Raw genomic sequence first — 17,524 nt, forward strand, 5'->3', positions numbered from 1 at the left:
TGCCTGTGACACCCTCCCCCGCCCGCCGGGCGATCCTGCGCGGCATGGCCGGCGCCACGCTGCTGCCTCTGGCCACGGCGGGCGCCACCGCGCAGGGCACCGCCACGCTGACCGACATCGCCGGCCGCCAGGTACGGGCGCGCCTGCCGGCCCGCCGTATCGTGCTGGGCGACGGCCCGCTGGCCTACGTGGTTGCGCTGCTGCGTCCCGACGATCCATTCACGCCCATCGTGGGCTGGGGCGACAACTTCCGTTCCGCCGACCTGGGGGGCTACCTGGCTTATCGCCAGCGTTTTCCCACGATCGACCGCATTCCCACGTTTCGGGGATCCAATGTGGGCGCCATCGACATCGAACTGGCGATTTCGCTGGAACCGGACGTGGTGGTGCTGAACCTGAGTTCGCGCGCCGCCGCCGAATCGTCCGGCCTGGTGGCGCGGCTGGCGCGGGCCGGCGTGCCCCTGGCCTACGTCGACTTCCGCACGCGCATGTTCGAGAACACCCGACGCAGCATCGAAATCATGGGCGAGGTGCTGGGCGAGCCTGTCCGCGCTCAGTCCTTCCTGCAGTTTCGCCAGAGGCAGATCGACCGTGTCATGGCGCCGTTGCGGGACCTCGGCCATCGCCCCAGCGTCATGGTCGAGCGGGCGGCCGGCCTGTACGACGATTGCTGCCTGTCCTATGGCGACGGCAATTTCGGCGAGCTGGTCAGGGCCGCCGGCGGCGACAACCTGGGATCGCACTGGTTGCACGGCACCTTTGGCACGCTGCACTCCGAGCAGGTGATCGCCGCCGATCCGGAAGTCATTCTGGTGACGGGGGCAGACTGGAGGCTGTATTCGCCGACGGGCGACTGGGTCAATCTCGGCCCGGGCGCCGATCCATCCGAGGGCCACGCGCGCCTGCGGCGCCTGATGCAGCGGCCGGCCTATCGCACGCTCGCCGCCGTGCGGCGGGGGCGGGTACACGCCATCTGGCACCCCTTCTATGACAACCCCTACTACTTCGTCGCCTTGCAGAAGGTCGCCAAGTGGCTGCATCCCGAGCGCTTCGCCACGCTCGATCCCGACGCCACCTTTCGCGAGCTGCATGCGCGGTTCCTGCCCGTTGCCTATCAACCGGGCTACTGGCTCAGCCTGAACACCGACTCATGACACACGAACTCACTGCGCTGTCCGTCCCGCAATCCGCCTCGCCGGCCGAACGCGAACAAGGCCGGCGGGCCTACCGCCGACGGGTCCGGCGCCAGCGCCTGATCCTGCTCGGTATCACCCTGTTGACGCTGGCTTGCCTGGGCCTGGATCTGTCGACCGGCCAGGCGGTCTATCCGCCCGGGCAAGTACTGGCCGCCTTGTGGCGGCCGGATGCGCCCTTGGCGGTGCAGGTCATCTTCTGGGAATTGCGCCTGCCGGTCGCCCTGTCCGCGCTGGTGGTCGGCGCCAGCCTGGCGGTGGCGGGCGTGCAGATGCAGACCGTCCTGAACAACCCGCTGGCCAGCCCCTTTACGCTGGGCCTGTCCGCCGCCGCCAGTTTCGGCGCCGCCATCGGCCTGGTGCTGGGCGTGACGCTGTTGCCGACCGCGGCAGTGGCGTATGCCATCCCGGTCAATGCCTTTATCGTCTCCATGGGCGCCGCGCTGTTCATCCACCGCCTGAGCCGCAAACCGGGCATCAGCAGCGAGATGATCGTCCTGCTGGGCACGACACTCGTGTTCTCGTTTACCGCCCTGCTCGAAGCGCTGCAGTATGCCGCGCCTGATCAGGCGCTGTCGGCCGTCGTGTTCTGGACCATGGGCAGCCTGTCGCGCGCGAACTGGCTCAAGCTGGCCATCATGAGCGGCGTGCTTGCCGGGGTCTGGCTGGTCTTTGCGCGCCAGGCATGGGCCCTGACGGCGCTGCGGCTGGGCGAGGCGCGCGCGGCCAGCCTGGGCATTCCCGTCGCCCGCCTGCGCCTGAGCAGCATCCTGCTGGGCAGCCTGCTGGCGTCGGTCTGCGTGTCGTTTGTCGGCACCATCGGGTTCATCGGGCTGGTGGGACCGCATATCGCGCGGATGCTGGTGGGCGAAGACCAGCGCTTCCTGCTGCCGGCCGCCGCGCTGTGCGGCGCGCTGCTGCTGTCCGCCGCCTCGGTGCTCAGCAAGTCGGTGCTGCCCGGCCAGACCTTGCCGATCGGCATCGTCACCTCGCTGGTGGGGGTGCCGCTGTTCTTCACCCTGATCCTGCGCCGGAGGCGGCCATGAGCGCGTCCCTGCTCGACGTGCGCGGCGTGGGCGCGTCATACGGCTCCCGGCGCGTGCTGCACGGTATCGATCTGCCCGCGCTGATGCCGGGCAGCGTGACCGCCTTGTTGGGGTCGAACGCGGCGGGCAAGTCGACACTGTTGCGCCGCATCGCCGGGGAGTTGCCCGGTCCGGGGGCGGTCACGGTAGCGGGCCAGCCTGTCGTGTCGTGGCCGCCGCAGCACCCCAATCGCCCCGCCCACGTGCCGCAGGACATCTCCAGCGGATCGTCGCTGCGGGTGTTCGAGGCCGTACTGCTCGCGGCCAAGCAAGGGGCGGGCTGGTCGGTCGATGAGACCGAACTCGACGCCGTGACGCATCTGCTGAAAGCCCTGCGGATCGGCGACCTGGCCGGGCGTGAACTGGCGGCGTTGAGCGGCGGACAGCGCCAGCTGGTGTCGATCGCCCAGGCGTTGATCCGATCGCCCCGCATCCTGCTGCTGGACGAGCCCACCAGCGCGCTCGACCTGCAACGCCAATACGAGGTGCTGGCCCTGCTGCGCGCGCTGTCGCGCCAGCAGTCGCTATGCATCGTCATGGCGATCCATGACCTCAATCACGCGCTGCGCTTTGCCGACCTGGCGGTGGTCCTGCACCAGACAGGCGTGTTCGCCCAAGGCGCGCCGCGGCAGGTCATCACCCCGGCCCTGCTCGCGCGGGTCTACGGCGTCGACGCGCGGGTCGAGCCATGTTCCCAGGGGCACTGGCAGGTCATCGTCGATGGCTCGCTGCGCCAAACTTCACCGGAGCCATCGCCATGATCACCTACTGGAAGCAGGACGCGCTGCGCGCCCGCGTGGAACGCGCATCGGGCGGACGGCGCACCGTGCTGTATACCCGCCGAGGACAGGCCAGCTACATGAATCTGATCGTGAGGCAGGATTTTCCCGGCGGCGCACACCCGGCATTCGTGCTGGAGGGACGGCAACAGCCGGTGTTGTTCTACGGCACCTATGGCGGCGTGATACGCGCCGGCGAACTGCTCAGCCTGCCGGGCCAGGCGCCCGGCAGCGGCATGGATTTCGATCAAGCCCATCGGGCCGCACACGCCTGCGGCCCCGGCTGGCACCTGGCCACCAATGCCGAACGGGCCGCGCTGGCGCAGTGGTGCCGCGAGCGCGGCCACATCCCCGGTGGCAATACCGATCAAGGCCGGGACGCCATGGCGCACGGGCGGCATGGCGTGCGGGTCGATGGCCGCGCGCCCGGCTGCGCCCAGGGCAATCCGGCCACCCTGACCGGGTCGGGGCCGGACTGCTGGCGGCACGATGGCACGGCGCACGGCATTGCCGACCTGTGCGGCAACCTGTGGGAATGGACCGCCGGCCTGCGGCTGCTGGACGGTGAAATCCAGATCATCCCCGACAACGACGCCGTGCATGCCGACCTGTCCGCGCGCTCCAGCGCCTGGCGGGCGATCCGGCTGGCGGATGGGGCGCTGGTGCCGCCGGGCGCCGCCGACACGGCCAAGTTCGATTGCCCGCGCCACGCGCCCGAGGGCAACGCGGGCGCGCCGCTGCTCTCTGCCGCCATCCACTGCTTCGCCGGCCAGGCGGGCAGCAACGCCAACACGGCCGGACTCATGGACGCGCCGTTCGGCGCCATCCGCCCGGCGGCAGGCGTCCAGGCGCCGGCCTTGCTCAAGACCTTGGCGCTCTTTCCCGTTGGCCATGCCGCCGAACGCGCGCAGGCCTATCTGCGCAACTACGGCGAACGCATGATGCTGGCGGGCGGCGCCTGGTACTCGGGCCTGGACGCCGGCCTGAATGCGTTGTGCCTGAGCCATGCCCGCGGCCATGCCAGCGCCACCGTCGGCGCGCGTCCAGCCTTCATGCCTTGAACCCGGAGAACCCCATGCACGCCCAGGATCCGATCTCACCCCTGCTCGACGCCGCCCACGCGGTCCACAGCGACCAAATCCCGCATGCCACGCTGGCGTTTCAGCGCCTGCGCCTGCTCGACCACCTGGCCTGCCTGGCCGCCGGTTACGACGCCTCCGGGGTCGAAGCCGCCCTGTCGCTGGCGCGGCGCTGGAGCGGCGCCGAGGAAGCCACCGTACTGGGAACCGGCACCCGCCTGGCCGCGGGCCAGGCAGCCTTCGTCAATGCCGTGCGCGCGCGGGCGCTGGATTTCTGCGACGTGATCTCTCCGGGCTGGCATCCAAGCTCGTCGGATATCCCGGTCGCGCTGGCCATGGCGGAGCACTGCGGCGCCTCCGGGCGCGAATTGCTCGCGGCGCTGGCCATCGGCCAGGACGTCGGCCAGCGTATCAACCTGGCCGCGCAGGCCCACGGCTTCTTCTACCGCGGCTTCGATTCCAATGTGCTGGGCCTGTTTTCCGGCGCCGTCATCGCGGCCAGGCTGCTGCGCCTGCCGCGGGAATCCTTCACGTCGGCGGTGGGGCTGGCGTTCGATTCCGGCATCGGCACCTTCCAGCACTATCAGGACAAGGTCCTCGCGGTCCGCATTGGCCAGGCCATGGTGGCGCGCCACGCGATCGAAGCCGCGCAAATGGCGCAGGCCGGCCTGACCGGCCCCCGCCGCATCCTGGGAGGCGAAAACGGCTTTTTCCGGCTCTACGCGCCCGGCGAGCCGGACTTGAACGTATTGACGGCCGATCTGGGTCACCGCTACCTGGGGCACGAGGCGACGTGCTTCAAGCCCTATCCGCATTGCAGCATCCTGCTGGCGCTGACGGACACATTGCTGGCGCGTCGCCATGAACTGCCGCGACCGCATCTGGCCGACTGCTCCTTGCGGCTGCATGTGTCGCCCACCATGCGCATGGTGTGCGGCGCGCCCTATGCCCCGGCGGAAACGGCCGAAATCGATGCGCAGTTCAGCGCCCGCTATATCGTGGCCAATGCCCTGCTGCGCGGCGCCGCCACCCCGGCGCAGTTCACCGCCAGGGCGGCCCGGGAACCCGCCGTGCAGGCGTTGGCGCAACGAGTGGAGATCATCGAAGATCCATCGCTGGCGCGCTTCGATGCCTGCCGCCTGGAGATCCGGCCAGCCGATGCGGCGCCGCTCGTGGTGCCGGCCGCGTATGGACGGGGATGGCCCGAAAACCCGCTCGACCAGGCCGCGCTCGAGCGCAAATTCATGCAGTGCTGCAGCCAGTCTGCCAGCGCCGCCATGCGTCGCGCCGCCCCCCTTGTGGCCGCGCGGATCAACGATCTGGCGCAGGCGCCCTGCGTCGCCGCGCTGGTCAAGGCGCTGGCGGGGAGCGCATAGGCACGGGTGGCGGCGGCACGCCCAGCATGCACAGGCAGTCCGCGGCGACGTCACGGGCGAATTCCGAGCAATCCTCCAGGCGCGCCGCGATGGCGTCGTCCGTCACGCCATGCACGCCGGAATAGATCAGCAGCGCCGTGATCCGGGGTCGGGGCAGCGCCCACACGCCGGCGGCCCGCCCCCCTTCCAGGATGCCGAGCAACTGGTCCAGGATGGCGTTCTTGTCGCGGTTCTGGCGGTCGTGGTGGTGGTGATTGCTGTAGACGATGTCGTGCGTGCGGTAGGTGTCGGCATAGGCCTGGACGCTGGCGTGCACCCACGCCCGCAGTTTGCCCACCCAGTCGTCCGCGGCACAGGCATCGACGGCGCGTTCGAGGGCTTCCAGGTACTGGCGCGTGTAACGCTCGGCCAACGCCGCCAGCATGTCGGTCTTGGCGGAGAAGTAGTGATAGAACGTGCCCTTGGCGACCTGGGCCTCTTCCACGATCGCATTGATGGTGGTGGCTTCGACCCCGTTGGCCAGGAACAGCTTTTCGGCGGCGGCCATCAATTCTTCCAGCCGGACCTCCGCGGGTTTGGTACGCGGCGGGCGCGGCGGCTTGTCATCGACTCGGGGGACTTTCATGGCAACGATTCCGGCATCAGGCAAAGAGGCACAGTTTATAGGCGATCCGTTGTCGCTACCCCTTGGTGCGCCAATGTCGGCCTTGGGGAAGCAATCATCGATGGCGAGACGAGCATCGCAGCCCGTGACGCGCCTCGCAGGATGCGCGCCCCGGCACGGCAGCGGCGCTACCGGGCGACAACCTTGATCGCGGTCTCCCGAACCAGGGCGGCCAGCTTGTCGGCGGCGGGCGCCAGCCTGCGCCCCCGCAGGGTCAGGAGCCCCATCTGGCGCGTCAGCGGCGGCGACAGCCGGCAGATCCGCAGCCCCTTGGGCGGCCTGGCGGGCAAAGCCAGCCGAGGAAGAATGGCGACGCCCAGCCCCGCCGCGGCCATCGCGATCAAGGTATGGGCCTGTATGCATTCGTACTTCGGCGTCAAGCGGACGCGCGCCCGCATCGCCGCCTGATCCAGCAGGATGCGCAGCGACGTGGCGTTGCTGAGCAGCAGCAAGGGCAAGCGGGCGACATCCTTCAGCGCCATCGGATCCGCCGCCTCCGGGCACAGGCGGGGCGCCATCAGCGCGCAGATCTCTTCGGCCACCAGCGGCTCGAAATCGCATTCGGCGCCCATCGGACCCGGAACCACGCCGAAATCCACCTCGCCCCGCAGCACCTGGGCCTGCACGTCCGCCGACTGCCGCTCGCGCACCGACATCCCGACGCCGGGATACAGGGCCTCGAAGCGGGCCAGCACGGGCGGCAGCAGCGCGGCGGCGGCAATCGGCGTTGCCGCGACCGCCACGTGGCCGGCCTGCAAGGCCAGCGTCTCCCGCACCTCCCTCACCCCCGCTTCGACCTCGCGCACGCCGCGCCGGGCGGCGTCGAACAACTGCTTGCCGGCCGCCGTCAGCTGGACGCTGCGCGTGGTGCGGTGGAACAGCTCGGCGCCGACCTGCGCCTCGAGCAATTTGATCTGCGCGCTGATCGCCGACTGCGAGCGATGCGCCTGTTCCGACGCGCCGCGAAAGCTCCGGGTCTCCGCGATCAGGAGAAAAGCGCGGAGCAGATTGAAATTGATGTCGGAAGTCATTGATCAGGATTTCTGAATAATTCCGGCTGATTTTAGCGATTGTTCTTCATTGAGAGGAGCGCTACAGTCGCCCCCCGACACGCACGGCAAGGAGCAGATCGTGGCAGTTTCAGTGAGAGCAATCCGACTATGAGCATTTCCGTTCTGGTGCTCTGCGAGCTGGGTCCCGCGCAAGAGGCGGCCCTGCGGCAGCGCCATCAACCCACGTTCGCGCTGACGCCCGAAGAGCGGGGTCGCGTCGTGCAGACCCGCGGCGCCGAATTCGAGGCGGTGCTGACCATCGGCCTGCTGGGGCTGCGCGCCGATGAAATGGACCGGCTGCCCCGCCTCAGGCTGGTCGCCAGCATGGGCGCCGGCTACGAGAACATCGACGTGGCGGCGGCCCAGGCCCGCGGCATCTGGGTGACCAACGGGCGCGGCGCCAACGACGAATGCGTCGCCGACCACGCCATGGGCATGGTGATCGCGGCGATGCGCGACTTCCTGGCGCTGGACCGGCTCTGCCGCGCGGGCGTCTGGCGCACGGCCATCGCCCTGCCCGCCAACGTCTCGGGCAAGCGCCTCGGCATCCTGGGCCTGGGGTCGGTGGGCGAACGCATCGCCAGCCGCGCCCAGGCCTTCAAGATGGCGGTCGGCTACCACAACCGCCGCGCGCGGCGGGAATTCGACTATCGGTACTTCGATGACGCGCTGGCGCTGGCGCGCTGGTGCGACGTGCTGGTCTGCGCCATGCCCGGCGGCGCTGCGACGCGGCACATGGTCAACGCGGCCGTGCTGCGGGAACTCGGCCCGGGCGGCTACCTGGTCAATGTCGGCCGGGGCAGCATCGTGGATACGCAGGCCCTGGCCGCCGCGCTGGCGTCCGGCGGCATCGCCGGGGCGGCGCTGGATGTCTATGAAAGCGAACCCGCCCCGCCCCCGGAATTGGTCGCGCAGGACCGCCTGCTGCTGACCCCGCATGTGGGCGGCTGGTCGCCGGAGGCGATCGCAGCCCAGTTCGGGATCTTCATGCTGAACCTGGAGGGCGTGTTCTTCGGACGGGGGCCGGTGACGCCCATCTAGCAGCGTCCTCGCTGTCGGGCGGCCAGCGGGTCCCGGCGAGGGAATGATAGTATCCACGGGCCGCGCCACGCCGGCTCCCCGTCCCCGGTCATTTCCCGCCCCGCATGCTGCCCTCCTCCCCGGCCCCGCTGCCCCTGCTGGACCCCGGCGCGCTCGACCGCCAGGCCGACGCCGCCATGCGCGACCTGCTGCGCGAAGGCAGTTCGCCCAATACGGCCGCCAGCTATCGCGCCGCGATCCGCTACTGGTCGGCCTGGTTCGGCCTGCGCTATGGCCGGGCCCTGGCCCTGCCGCTGTCCGAGGCCGCGGTGATCCAGTTCGTGGTGGACCACGCCCAGCGGACCAGCGCCCAGGGGCTGACATCGGAGCTGCCGCCGGCGCTGGACAGTGAGCTGGTGCGGCTCAAGGCCAAGGGCCGGCTCGGGCCGCCCAGCCTGAACACGCTGCTGCAACGGTTGTCGGTGCTGTCCAAGGCCCATGAACTGGCCGGGCAGCCCAACCCCTGCCGCGCCGCCGCCGTGCGCGAGCTGCTGGCCCGCACCCGCCGCGCCTACGCCCGCCGGGGCGCCACGCCTGCCCGCAAGGACGCCCTGACGCGCGAGCCGCTGCAGGCCCTGCTGGACACCTGCGACGACTCCCTGCGCGGCCTGCGCGACCGGGCGTTGCTGCTGTTCGCCTGGTCCAGCGGCGGCCGGCGGCGGTCGGAGGTGGTCGGGGCCACCGTCGAGAACACCCGCAAGGTGGGCGAGGATTACCTCTATCTCCTGTCGCACTCCAAGACCAACCAGTCCGGCGCCGACCGCGCCCAGGACCGCAAGCCGATCGCCGGCGCGGCGGCGCTGGCCCTGGACGCCTGGCTGGCCGCCAGCGGCATCCGCCAGGGCGCCCTGTTCCGCCGCATCCGCCGTGGCGACGTGATCGGCGAGCCGCTCGCCGCCGCCGCGGTGCGCGCCATCGTCCAGGAACGCTGCCGCCTGGCGGGCATCGAGGGCGATTTCTCGGCCCACAGCCTGCGCTCGGGCTTCGTGACCGAGGCCGGACGCCAGAATGTGCCGCTGGGCGACGCCATGGCCATGACCGGCCATGCCAGCGTGGCCACCGTGATGGGGTATTTCCGGGCCGGCGCCGCGCCCCGGTCGCGCGCGGCGCGCCTGCTGGACACCCCAACCGGGGACGAAACGGCGTAGCGCGGCCGCCACACCCGCCCGACGGACGGGAGCCCCGGCGCGCGCTTGCATACAATGGCGCCTGCCGGCACACCGCAGCGCCGCGCCCATAACGAGACCCATGCCTGCTGTGCTCCCCATGCGAATCAATCTACGCGGCCTGGTGCTCGCGCTTACGATATTCAGCGCCATCGCCGCTACCGCCAATGCCCTGTATGCCAGCTACCGGCTGCAGCGCGAACAGCTCATCACCACCACCCTGGAAGCGAACCGCGTCTACGCCGCCAAGCTGGCGCAGAGCGCCGGCGGCTTCCTCAAGGCGGCCGAGCGCCAGCTGGGCTACAGCGCGCGCCAGATCGCGCCGCACATGGACGCCCCGGACATGCTGGCGGCCGAGGTGCGGCGGGTGCAGGAGCAAAGCGACACCTTCAACTCGGTGGGCGTGGTCGGCCCCGACGGCGTGATCCTGGCCACCACCCAGGACTTCCGCAGCTTTCTCGGCACCCGGATCGACAGCCCGGGCAGCCGCGCCGCGCTGCAAAGCCGCCATCCGGTCATCACCAAGCCTTACGTCTCGATCGCCGGCAACCTGCTGATCAACCTGTCCTACCCCATACTGGCCGCCGATGGCCGCTTCCTGGGCTATATCGCCGGCACCCTGCACCTGCGCAAGGAAAGCGCGCTGGACGACCTGCTGGGCCTGCACCACTACACCGACGGTTCCTACCTCTACGTGGTGGATGGCGACGGACGGTTGATCTACCACACCGACGCGAGCCGGGTCGGCGAGGTGGTGAGCGGCAATCCGGTGATCGAGGCGGTGATCGAGGGCCAGGCCGGCGCGCGCCGGGTGGTCAATTCACGCGGGGTGGACATGCTGGCCGGCTACGCCCCGGTGCCCGCCAGCGGCTGGGGCGTGGTGGCCCAGCGCCCCACCGCCGTCACCCTGGAACCGATCCGCGAACTGCTGTGGGCGTTGCTGGGCTACGCGGCGCCGCTGGCGCTGGTGTTCCTGCTGGCGATCTGGTGGTGCGCGCGGCAGATCTCGCTGCCGCTGTCGCAACTGGCCACCAACGTCGAGCACCATGACGTGGCGGTGGCGATGCAACGGGTCAAGTCCGTCCGTGCCTGGTATTTCGAGGCCGAGCGCCTCAAGCGCGCGGTGATCTGGAGCTTCACCACCCTGCAGGAGAAGATCGGCAAGCTGAACCTGGCCAGCATCACCGACCCGCTGACCGGCCTGCGCAACCGGCGCGGCACGCAGGACGCGGTCGACCATCTGCAGGCCTCGGGCACGCCGTTCTCGGTGCTGGCGCTGGACATCGACCACTTCAAGCAGGTCAACGACACCTACGGCCACACCGCGGGCGACAAGGTGATCCAGGACGTCGCGCAGCTGATGCGCGACTGCTCCCGGCCCGGCGACATCCTGTGCCGCAACGGCGGCGAGGAATTCCTGATCCTGCTGCCGGGGGTGGCGCCGACGGAAGCGGTGATCGTGGCCGAGCGGCTGCGCCAGCGCACCGCCGAACGCGACTTCCCCCAGGTGGGCGGGATCACGATGTCGGCGGGCGTGGCGCAGTGGCCGACCAGCGGGCCGGACGTGGTGCAGGTGTTCCACGCGGCCGACGCCGCCCTGTATGCCGCCAAGCAGCAGGGCCGCAACCGCGTGGTGCTGCACGGCACCCCGTAGGCAGGTCCGCGCCTAGGCCGCCAGCGCCCGGTAGTGGCTGGCGATGGCGGCCGCGAACAGGCCGCCGATGACCGAGACGTGTTCCAGCGCGAAGAACAGGGCCAGCTTGGCCTGCGGTTCAGGCAGGCGCCAGAAGGCGTGCACGATGAAGATCGTCAGCACCAGGAACACCGCCAGCGCGGCGGCCGCCAGCCAGACCGCGCGGTCCAGCAGGATCAGGATCGAACCGGCCAGCATCAGCGCCGCCACCGCGATGTTGAACAGGCGCGCCGGCTCCAGCCCGGCGCCGCGCATTTCCGCCACCCCGCCCTGGAAATCGATCAGCTTGGCGGCGCCCGAGGCGATGAAAACCACCGCCAGGCACAGCCGGGCGATGAACCAGAGCCAAGTGCTCTGAAGCAGGGATTCGAGGTACTGCGGCGTCTGCATGGGTGCTGTTCCTGAGGGTCGGCGCCGCCCCGTCCGGCGGACGAGGCGGCATGCGGATCCGGCGGGTTGCCAAATCCGGCGCGACGGACTATAAGACCTCAACCTAACTTGAGGTCAACTTCCATGGCGGGCGACAAGCCGATCGACATCACGCGGCTCATGACGGTGGGTGAAGTCGCCCGGCGCAGCGGCGTGCCGGTCTCGACGATCCACTTCTACGAAACCAAGGGCTTGATCCAGAGTTCGCGCAGCGACGGCAACCAGCGCCGTTTTCCCGGCATCGTGCTGCGCTACATCGCCATCATCAAGGTGGCGCAGCGCACCGGCATTCCGCTGGAGGAAATCCGCGAGGCCATGTCGCGCTTCCCGCAGGACGGCAACAAGCTGACGCCGGCGCAATGGAAGGCGCTGTCGTCGCAATGGCGCGCCAACCTGGATGAACGCATCCGCAAGCTGACCCGGCTGCGCGACGAGCTGGACAGCTGCATCGGCTGCGGCTGCCTGTCGCTCAAGGACTGTCCGCTGCGCAATCCGGACGACGTGCTCGGCCGCGACGGACCGGGGCCGCGCATCCTGGAACGGCCCTGAGCCGTCCGCCAGGCCCTCGGCGCCGCGTTTTTCCCGCGCCGGGACACAAATTGCACGGATTTCGCGTGTCGGCGTAATCGACTGCATTTAATTGCAAAACTGTTTCGCCGGCATCGGCGCCCGCGCCAGGCTTCGCGTCGCGGCGGGCCTGGAGGCCGCGTAATTACAGTATCCTGCGCGCACAGTCACATCGCATCAGGCCGGCCCATCCGTATGTTGCGCAGTAGATTTTCGATCAAGTCACTGGAACGCTATTTCCTGATATTGGCGGCGGGCGTGCTGCTGCCGATGTCGGTCCTGACGGGAATCCTGCTGCTCCAGAGCCGCGCCGCCTACCTCGCCACCGGCGACGCGCTGCGCGCCTTCGCCATCGTCCGCACCACTATCACGGCCATGGAAGCGGTGTCCGCCGAGCGCGGTCCCATGAATGCCGCCCTGGGCGCCGACTACCCGGTCGGCACGTCCCTGCTGGAAGCGCTGCAGGCAGCCCGCGAACGCAGCGACACCCGCATCGCCGAACTGCTGGCGCTGTACCGCGCCCCGCTCAGCCCGAACAGCGCCCGGGAATTCACCAATGTCCAGCGCATCCGCTACGCGCTGATCAAGGCCCGCGAAAACGCCGACGCCCTGATCGCCACGCCGCGCGCCGACATCTCGGGCCAGCGCGTGCTGGCGGCGGTGAACGGCATGGTGGCGCTGGTGCCCGAGCTGCAGGCGGCGATGGCCGAGAGCGCCGGCGTGGTGATGCAGAACGAAGCCGACGCGCCCAATCTGCTGACCCTGGCGCTGCTGGCGAGCGAGCTGCGCGAGCAGGCGGGCCTGTTGGGCTCGACCTTCACGCCGGCGCTGGCCAAGCACCGCCAACTGACCGAGTCCGACGAATACCGCATGGAGCGGGTGCTGGGGCGCATCGACCAGCTGCACGATCTGCTGGAAATGCGGCTGGCGGCGCGGCCGGACCTGCGCGCATCGCTGGCCTACGGCGACCTGCGGCACTTCTATTTCGGCGAGGGCATGCGCTATCTACAGGAGGTGCGCGACATGGCGGCGCTGCAACCCGGCGGCGCCACCATCAGCGCGCGCGAGCTGGCCGCGACCTACGTGCCGCTGATGCATGCCATCAGCCAGTTCCGCGACCTGATGCTCGACCAGATGGAGGCGAGCATGCGCGAGCACCGGCGCCAGGCGATCCGGCTGCTGGTCATCACGCTGGTGGCCGCCACCGCGCTGGCGGCGGCGCTGATGCTGTCGCTGCGGCAGTTCCGCCTGCGCGTGATCCGGCCGTTCGTGCAGGCCACCCGCATCATCGGCGCCGTCGCCAACGGCACGCCGGCCGCCGCCATTCCGGTGGGCCAGTACCGCGGCGAGATCGACGGCATGTTCGAGGCGCTGAGCGTGCTCAAGGACAACGCCGCCGCGCGCAAGCGCGCCGAACTGGAGCGCGATCGCCTGATCGTCGACCTGGCGGTCATGGCCGAGACCGATTTCCTGACCGGCCTGCTCAACCGCCGCGCCTTCGAGAGCCGGCTGGATCAGGCCCTGTCGCAATGGCCCGGGGCCGGCACGGCATTGGCCTTCATCCTGTTCGATATCGACGACTTCAAGGGCATCAACGACACCTACGGCCACGCCAGCGGCGACGAAGCCCTGAAAACCATGGCCGAACTGTGCCGGCAGACCTGGCGGCAGTCAGATGTGGTCGCGCGGGTGGGCGGCGAGGAGTTCGCCGTGCTGTGCCACGTCCAGACGACCGCCCAGGCGGTCGAGATGGCCGAGCGCATGCGCCAGCGCATCGCGCAGGCCCGGGTGGCGGCGGAAAACGGCACGGTGTTCGGGCTGACCGCGAGCTTCGGCGTGGCCCTGGCGCGCGCGCCCGGCGCCGGCGCGGCGGACACCCTGTTCCGCTGCGCCGACGAACTGCTCTATCGCGCCAAGATGGAGGGCAAGAACCGGGTGGTGCCGGGAGAAACCGGCTGACGGCAGGCGGTGGCCTTCCCGCTGCCCCAAAAAAAACGCCGCGTCGGATTCGACGCGGCGTTTTTGCCTTGTAGCGGGTCAGTCAGGGACGCGGCTCGCGTTCTTGTCCTGGGTGGCCTCGGTGGTTTCCGGGCGGGTGGAGGTTTCGGGGTCCGGGCGCGAGCCTGGCGCCTTCCAGTTCAGCGGCGGAACTTCAAAGCGCGGTTTCTTGGCGATCAGTTGGGACATGTGCGTACTCTCCTGTGTGCGAGGTCGGCCTGCCCTGCGCAGGGAACGACTCGGATATCCAGCGCGCCCGGGATGCTCTGGTGGCAATGCGAGGGAGGCATCAGGAACGGGCGCCAGGGCATGGCCCTGGGGGTCGTCGACGAGGTAAAAGCCGGCGGCGAAGCGCGGCGCTTCAACGGACACCGCCTGGGGGAAGGCCAAAACCTGGATCGATTTTGGCTTGGCGGGTATCTGGAATAATTGCCGGATCTTTGTGCGACGATTCAATCATTTTAGTATTAATTAACAGATAAAGCAAGCATCTTGAGTTTTGCTTATGTATCTGAATGGTGCGGCGATCCTGCCTGCGGCGCCGGGGCGGGAGCCCGCAGGAATATGCGCCGACCGCGCGCGCCGTTTTCGTGGCAATCGCTTCACGAACCCGCTTGACCGCTGAGAACGATCGTTCTACGATGACTTCAACTTGAATAGAACGATCATTCTCAGCCATGCCCGACACGCCTGACCTCCATGCCGACGACGCCCGCCAACGCCTGCTGCAGGCGACCGAACGGCTGGTCTACGCCGGCGGCATCCACGCCACCGGCATGGATCTCATCGTCAAGACCTCCGGCGTGGCGCGCAAGCGCGTGTACCAGTACTACCCGAACAAGGACGCGCTGGTGGCTGCGGCGCTGCGGGCCCGCGACGAACGCTGGATGCGCTGGTTCATCGACGCCACGTCGCGGGCGGCCACGCCGCGGGCGCGGCTGCTGTCCATGTTCGACGCCTTGCGCGAATGGTTCGCCAGCGAGGACTTTCGCGGCTGCGCCTTCCTGAACGCCGCCGGCGAGATCGGCGACGAGGCCAGCCCGGTGCTGGCCGTGGCGCGCGAACACAAGGCGCGGCTGCTCGATCACATCCGCGCGCGGGTGCGGGATGCCGATCTGCCCGAGCCCGACGAGGCCGCCGCGCAGTTGCTGGTGCTGGTCGACGGCGCCATCGCCGTGGCGCTGGTCTCGCGCGATCCGTCCATCGCCAACAGCGCGCGCCGCGCCGCCGCCACGCTGCTGGGCCCCGGGGACTGAGGCCATGGCGCCACTTGCCCCCTGCGCCCGGCCACGCCCTCGGCTTTCCCGTTTTTCCCACCCGCCTGTGAGGCACGCGCGATGACATCGACCCCCACCCCCCGCCCTCCTCTTCCTCCCTTCACCCACGACAGCGCGGTGCAAAAGGTGCGCCTGGCCGAAGACGGCTGGAACAGCCGCGACCCCGACAAGGTGGCGCTGGCCTACAGCCTGGATACGCGCTGGCGCAATCGCGCCGAGTTCGTCAATAGCCGCGAGGAAGCGCGCGCCTTCCTGGCCCGCAAATGGGCCAAGGAACTGGACTACCGCCTCATCAAGGAACTGTGGGTCCACGACGGCAACCGCATCGCGGTGCGCTATGCCTATGAGTGGCACGACGATTCCGGCAACTGGTTCCGTTCGTACGGCAACGAGAACTGGGAGTTCGGCGAAGACGGCCTGATGACGCGCCGCTACGCCTGCATCAACGACCTGCCGATCCGCGAGGCCGACCGCAAGTTCCGCTGGCCGCTGGGCCGGCGCCCCGACGACCATCCGGGGCTGTCCGAGCTCGGCCTCTGACCGGCGGCGCTACGGCACCCGCTTGATGCCTTCGCCGTCATCGCCGGCCTGCGTCGGCAGCGGCAGCCGGACCTCGCGGCCGCCGTGCTCGACGATCAGCGCCTGCGCGTCGATGCCGACCAGGCGCGCCGAACGGGTCAGCTTGTCACCCAAGGCGTAGGCCTGCGGCGGGCCGCCGTTGACCGACAGCACGGCCGCGCCGCGGCCGCCGCCGGCCAGCACGCCCGCCACCCGCACATCGAGCCTGGCCGGGCCGGGCGCCAGCCACGCGGCGACCTCGGCCGCGCCGTTGTCGCCCGGGGCGGGCGCGGCCGCCGGCGCGGCGGGCGGGCGCGACAGCGATTCGGTCAGGCGCAGGCCCCACCAGGCCAGTCCCGCGATCAGGGCCGCGGCGCCCGCCAGGCTGGCCAGGCGCGGCCAGGACGTGGCGGCGGTCGAGTCGATGCGGAAATTCAGCGCCATGGCGGCAGGCTCCAGGTCATAGGTCAATGCAGCAGCAGCACGCGGCGGTAGCGCAGCGGCGTCTGCCCCAGCACGCCGCGCGAGATCACCAGTTCCAGCGCCGTGGCCGGCTGTTCGCCCCGCCCCGGCAGCGCCACCCAGCCGCGTCCGGGCGCCCAGGCCCGCACGCTGAAGTCCAGCAATTCGTCCAGCACCGGCGTGCCGGCGTCCACCGCGGGCATGGGCAGCGGCATGGCGTCCGTCGGCCGTCCCGCCGTGCGCAGCAGGCGGCCGCCCTTGCGTTCCCAGATCACCCGCTGGCGCGCCTCGGGCTGCCCGGGCGCGCCGCGCACGATGTCGATGCGCGGCGCCGGCGTCTTCATGCCGCTGACCTGGATCGCGTCGGGCAGCAGCTGCGGCACGATGGCCACCGGCTCCGCCTCCTCGGCCCCGGGCGCCGCCGGCGCCTCGGCCGCGGACGGCTCGGCCAGCACCACGCTGCGCGCGGCGACATCGCGCTCGAACTGGTCGAAGGCGCGCTGCAGCGCCAGCGCCTCGTCGGTGTGCTGGTCGAGCTTGCGGCTGGTCAGCGCCACGCTGTCGATGGCGCGCCAGGAGATCAGGCTGATGATGGCCATGATCATGATGGCGATGATCACCTCGATCAGCGTGAACCCGGCCTGGCGTCGCGGCGTCATGGAGAGCGGTTCTCGACGATGCCGGACAGCGTCGCCAGGCGCGGCGTCGGGCGCTGGTCGAGATAGACCTCGACGGTGACCGTGCGCGCGCCCTCGCGGGCGTCGGTGTAGCGGCTGTCGCACACCAGGGCCAGCGGCCCCTGCGGGCAGGCGGCCTTGTCGCCGCTGGCGGTCAGCGCGGGAGGCGCCAGCTGCAGCTCGATCAGCCGGTTCTGCGCCGACAGCAGCGCCAGCGCCCGCTCGCGCAGCACGCCGTTGTTGGTCGTCAGCATGCCGGTGGTGCGCATGACGGCAGCCAGCGCCACGCTGACGATGGCCAGCGCGATGAGGATCTCCAGCAACGTGAAGCCGGCCGCGCGCGCCGGGCGGCGCGGCGGCGGGCGGGTCGGTTTGCGCGTGAGCCGCAC

At 70.1% G+C, this 17,524-nt stretch carries 20 protein-coding genes; 12 read left to right on the forward strand and 8 right to left on the reverse strand.

Annotation, left to right across the window (positions count from 1 at the left end; genetic code table 11):
• Positions 1-5: 5 nt before the first annotated feature.
• The 5 genes from I6I07_RS24045 to I6I07_RS24065 are packed head-to-tail and all read left to right on the forward strand — an operon-like array spanning position 6 to position 5,512.
• Complete coding sequence (locus I6I07_RS24045) at positions 6-1,154, forward strand: ABC transporter substrate-binding protein (protein ID WP_232625718.1); 1,149 nt, start codon at positions 6-8, stop codon at positions 1,152-1,154.
• On the forward strand, positions 1,151-2,239 hold the full coding sequence (locus I6I07_RS24050; RefSeq protein ID WP_198484019.1) for a FecCD family ABC transporter permease: 1,089 nt from the start codon (positions 1,151-1,153) through the stop codon (positions 2,237-2,239). Before I6I07_RS24045 ends, I6I07_RS24050 begins: the two co-directional genes overlap by 4 nt.
• Positions 2,236-3,039, forward strand: coding sequence for an ABC transporter ATP-binding protein (locus tag I6I07_RS24055; RefSeq protein WP_198484020.1), 804 nt, complete (start codon positions 2,236-2,238; stop codon positions 3,037-3,039). The genes I6I07_RS24050 and I6I07_RS24055 overlap by 4 nt, the downstream gene beginning before the upstream one ends.
• Positions 3,036-4,118, forward strand: a complete 1,083-nt coding sequence (locus tag I6I07_RS24060) for a hypothetical protein (RefSeq protein ID WP_198484021.1) — start codon at positions 3,036-3,038, stop codon at positions 4,116-4,118. Before I6I07_RS24055 ends, I6I07_RS24060 begins: the two co-directional genes overlap by 4 nt.
• A 14-nt stretch (positions 4,119-4,132) precedes the next feature.
• Positions 4,133-5,512, forward strand: coding sequence for an MmgE/PrpD family protein (locus I6I07_RS24065; RefSeq protein WP_198484022.1), 1,380 nt, complete (start codon positions 4,133-4,135; stop codon positions 5,510-5,512).
• On the opposite strand, the gene I6I07_RS24070 is transcribed toward I6I07_RS24065, so the two are convergent.
• Both I6I07_RS24070 and I6I07_RS24075 read right to left on the reverse strand, forming a co-directional pair.
• Positions 5,487-6,137, reverse strand: coding sequence for a TetR/AcrR family transcriptional regulator (locus I6I07_RS24070; protein WP_420094519.1), 651 nt, complete (start codon positions 6,135-6,137; stop codon positions 5,487-5,489). The genes I6I07_RS24065 and I6I07_RS24070 overlap by 26 nt on opposite strands.
• 167 nt (positions 6,138-6,304) lie before the next feature.
• The gene (locus tag I6I07_RS24075) at positions 6,305-7,207 is read right to left on the reverse strand and encodes a LysR family transcriptional regulator (RefSeq protein ID WP_198484023.1); all 903 of its coding nucleotides are present in this window, start codon (positions 7,205-7,207) and stop codon (positions 6,305-6,307) included.
• Positions 7,208-7,336: 129 nt separating this feature from the next.
• Between I6I07_RS24075 and I6I07_RS24080 the strand changes: the two genes are divergently transcribed.
• The 3 genes from I6I07_RS24080 to I6I07_RS24090 all read left to right on the forward strand — a co-directional run bounded on the left by I6I07_RS24080 (position 7,337) and on the right by I6I07_RS24090 (position 11,128).
• Complete coding sequence (locus I6I07_RS24080) at positions 7,337-8,269, forward strand: 2-hydroxyacid dehydrogenase (protein ID WP_198484024.1); 933 nt, start codon at positions 7,337-7,339, stop codon at positions 8,267-8,269.
• A gap of 104 nt (positions 8,270-8,373) precedes the next feature.
• Positions 8,374-9,456, forward strand: a complete 1,083-nt coding sequence (locus I6I07_RS24085; protein WP_198484025.1) for a site-specific integrase — start codon at positions 8,374-8,376, stop codon at positions 9,454-9,456.
• 118 nt (positions 9,457-9,574) lie between these two features.
• Positions 9,575-11,128 (forward strand): sensor domain-containing diguanylate cyclase, encoded by a 1,554-nt coding sequence (locus I6I07_RS24090; protein ID WP_198484026.1) that lies wholly within the window; start codon positions 9,575-9,577, stop codon positions 11,126-11,128.
• A 12-nt stretch (positions 11,129-11,140) separates the two neighbouring features.
• Here I6I07_RS24090 and I6I07_RS24095 read toward each other — a convergent pair whose 3' ends face one another.
• On the reverse strand, positions 11,141-11,557 hold the full coding sequence (locus I6I07_RS24095; protein WP_198484027.1) for a DoxX family protein: 417 nt from the start codon (positions 11,555-11,557) through the stop codon (positions 11,141-11,143).
• 123 nt (positions 11,558-11,680) lie between these two features.
• On the opposite strand from I6I07_RS24095, the gene soxR reads away from it, so the two are divergent.
• Together soxR and I6I07_RS24105 are read left to right on the forward strand one after the other, a co-directional pair.
• Positions 11,681-12,145, forward strand: a complete 465-nt coding sequence (gene soxR, locus I6I07_RS24100) for a redox-sensitive transcriptional activator SoxR (protein ID WP_006394949.1) — start codon at positions 11,681-11,683, stop codon at positions 12,143-12,145.
• 213 nt (positions 12,146-12,358) lie between these two features.
• Complete coding sequence (locus tag I6I07_RS24105; protein WP_198484028.1) at positions 12,359-14,122, forward strand: sensor domain-containing diguanylate cyclase; 1,764 nt, start codon at positions 12,359-12,361, stop codon at positions 14,120-14,122.
• Positions 14,123-14,200: 78 nt separating this feature from the next.
• Here I6I07_RS24105 and I6I07_RS24110 read toward each other — a convergent pair whose 3' ends face one another.
• Together I6I07_RS24110 and I6I07_RS24115 are read right to left on the reverse strand one after the other, a co-directional pair.
• Positions 14,201-14,350, reverse strand: coding sequence for a hypothetical protein (locus tag I6I07_RS24110; RefSeq protein ID WP_198484029.1), 150 nt, complete (start codon positions 14,348-14,350; stop codon positions 14,201-14,203).
• Positions 14,351-14,522: 172 nt separating this feature from the next.
• The gene (locus I6I07_RS24115) at positions 14,523-14,840 is read right to left on the reverse strand and encodes a hypothetical protein (protein ID WP_198484030.1); all 318 of its coding nucleotides are present in this window, start codon (positions 14,838-14,840) and stop codon (positions 14,523-14,525) included.
• Between I6I07_RS24115 and I6I07_RS24120 the strand changes: the two genes are divergently transcribed.
• Both I6I07_RS24120 and I6I07_RS24125 read left to right on the forward strand, forming a co-directional pair.
• Positions 14,839-15,417 carry a TetR/AcrR family transcriptional regulator gene (locus I6I07_RS24120; protein ID WP_198484031.1) on the forward strand — a complete coding sequence of 193 codons (579 nt, stop codon included), beginning with the start codon at positions 14,839-14,841 and terminating at the stop codon, positions 15,415-15,417. The genes I6I07_RS24115 and I6I07_RS24120 overlap by 2 nt on opposite strands.
• An 81-nt stretch (positions 15,418-15,498) precedes the next feature.
• A complete protein-coding gene (locus tag I6I07_RS24125) occupies positions 15,499-15,978 on the forward strand; it encodes a DUF1348 family protein (protein ID WP_198484032.1) in 480 nt (159 codons plus the stop codon).
• Between the two features lie 9 nt (positions 15,979-15,987).
• Here I6I07_RS24125 and I6I07_RS24130 read toward each other — a convergent pair whose 3' ends face one another.
• From I6I07_RS24130 to gspI, 3 genes are read right to left on the reverse strand one after another with little or no spacing between them, the layout of a single operon-like run.
• Complete coding sequence (locus I6I07_RS24130; protein WP_198484033.1) at positions 15,988-16,440, reverse strand: type II secretion system protein N; 453 nt, start codon at positions 16,438-16,440, stop codon at positions 15,988-15,990.
• A gap of 23 nt (positions 16,441-16,463) precedes the next feature.
• Positions 16,464-17,117, reverse strand: a complete 654-nt coding sequence (locus I6I07_RS24135) for a PulJ/GspJ family protein (RefSeq protein WP_198484034.1) — start codon at positions 17,115-17,117, stop codon at positions 16,464-16,466.
• Entirely contained in the window at positions 17,114-17,524 is a 411-nt protein-coding gene (gene gspI / locus I6I07_RS24140) for a type II secretion system minor pseudopilin GspI (RefSeq protein ID WP_198484035.1), read from the reverse strand. Before gspI ends, I6I07_RS24135 begins: the two co-directional genes overlap by 4 nt.

The sequence above is a fragment of the Achromobacter deleyi genome (genome assembly GCF_016127315.1).
Classification (GTDB): domain Bacteria; phylum Pseudomonadota; class Gammaproteobacteria; order Burkholderiales; family Burkholderiaceae_B; genus Achromobacter; species Achromobacter insuavis_A.

Coding starts and splice junctions, on each gene's coding strand:
- I6I07_RS24060 (WP_198484021.1), top strand. CDS start 3,036: ATGATCACCTACTGGAAGCAGGACGCGCTGCGCGCCCGCGTGGAACGC.
- I6I07_RS24115 (WP_198484030.1), bottom strand. CDS start 14,840: ATGGCTGAGAATGATCGTTCTATTCAAGTTGAAGTCATCGTAGAACGA.
- I6I07_RS24130 (WP_198484033.1), bottom strand. CDS start 16,440: ATGGCGCTGAATTTCCGCATCGACTCGACCGCCGCCACGTCCTGGCCG.
- I6I07_RS24095 (WP_198484027.1), bottom strand. CDS start 11,557: ATGCAGACGCCGCAGTACCTCGAATCCCTGCTTCAGAGCACTTGGCTC.
- I6I07_RS24120 (WP_198484031.1), top strand. CDS start 14,839: ATGCCCGACACGCCTGACCTCCATGCCGACGACGCCCGCCAACGCCTG.
- I6I07_RS24105 (WP_198484028.1), top strand. CDS start 12,359: ATGTTGCGCAGTAGATTTTCGATCAAGTCACTGGAACGCTATTTCCTG.
- I6I07_RS24085 (WP_198484025.1), top strand. CDS start 8,374: ATGCTGCCCTCCTCCCCGGCCCCGCTGCCCCTGCTGGACCCCGGCGCG.
- soxR (WP_006394949.1), top strand. CDS start 11,681: ATGGCGGGCGACAAGCCGATCGACATCACGCGGCTCATGACGGTGGGT.
- I6I07_RS24110 (WP_198484029.1), bottom strand. CDS start 14,350: ATGTCCCAACTGATCGCCAAGAAACCGCGCTTTGAAGTTCCGCCGCTG.
- I6I07_RS24070 (WP_420094519.1), bottom strand. CDS start 6,137: ATGAAAGTCCCCCGAGTCGATGACAAGCCGCCGCGCCCGCCGCGTACC.
- I6I07_RS24075 (WP_198484023.1), bottom strand. CDS start 7,207: ATGACTTCCGACATCAATTTCAATCTGCTCCGCGCTTTTCTCCTGATC.
- I6I07_RS24050 (WP_198484019.1), top strand. CDS start 1,151: ATGACACACGAACTCACTGCGCTGTCCGTCCCGCAATCCGCCTCGCCG.
- I6I07_RS24125 (WP_198484032.1), top strand. CDS start 15,499: ATGACATCGACCCCCACCCCCCGCCCTCCTCTTCCTCCCTTCACCCAC.
- I6I07_RS24090 (WP_198484026.1), top strand. CDS start 9,575: ATGCGAATCAATCTACGCGGCCTGGTGCTCGCGCTTACGATATTCAGC.
- I6I07_RS24065 (WP_198484022.1), top strand. CDS start 4,133: ATGCACGCCCAGGATCCGATCTCACCCCTGCTCGACGCCGCCCACGCG.
- I6I07_RS24055 (WP_198484020.1), top strand. CDS start 2,236: ATGAGCGCGTCCCTGCTCGACGTGCGCGGCGTGGGCGCGTCATACGGC.
- I6I07_RS24080 (WP_198484024.1), top strand. CDS start 7,337: ATGAGCATTTCCGTTCTGGTGCTCTGCGAGCTGGGTCCCGCGCAAGAG.
- I6I07_RS24135 (WP_198484034.1), bottom strand. CDS start 17,117: ATGACGCCGCGACGCCAGGCCGGGTTCACGCTGATCGAGGTGATCATC.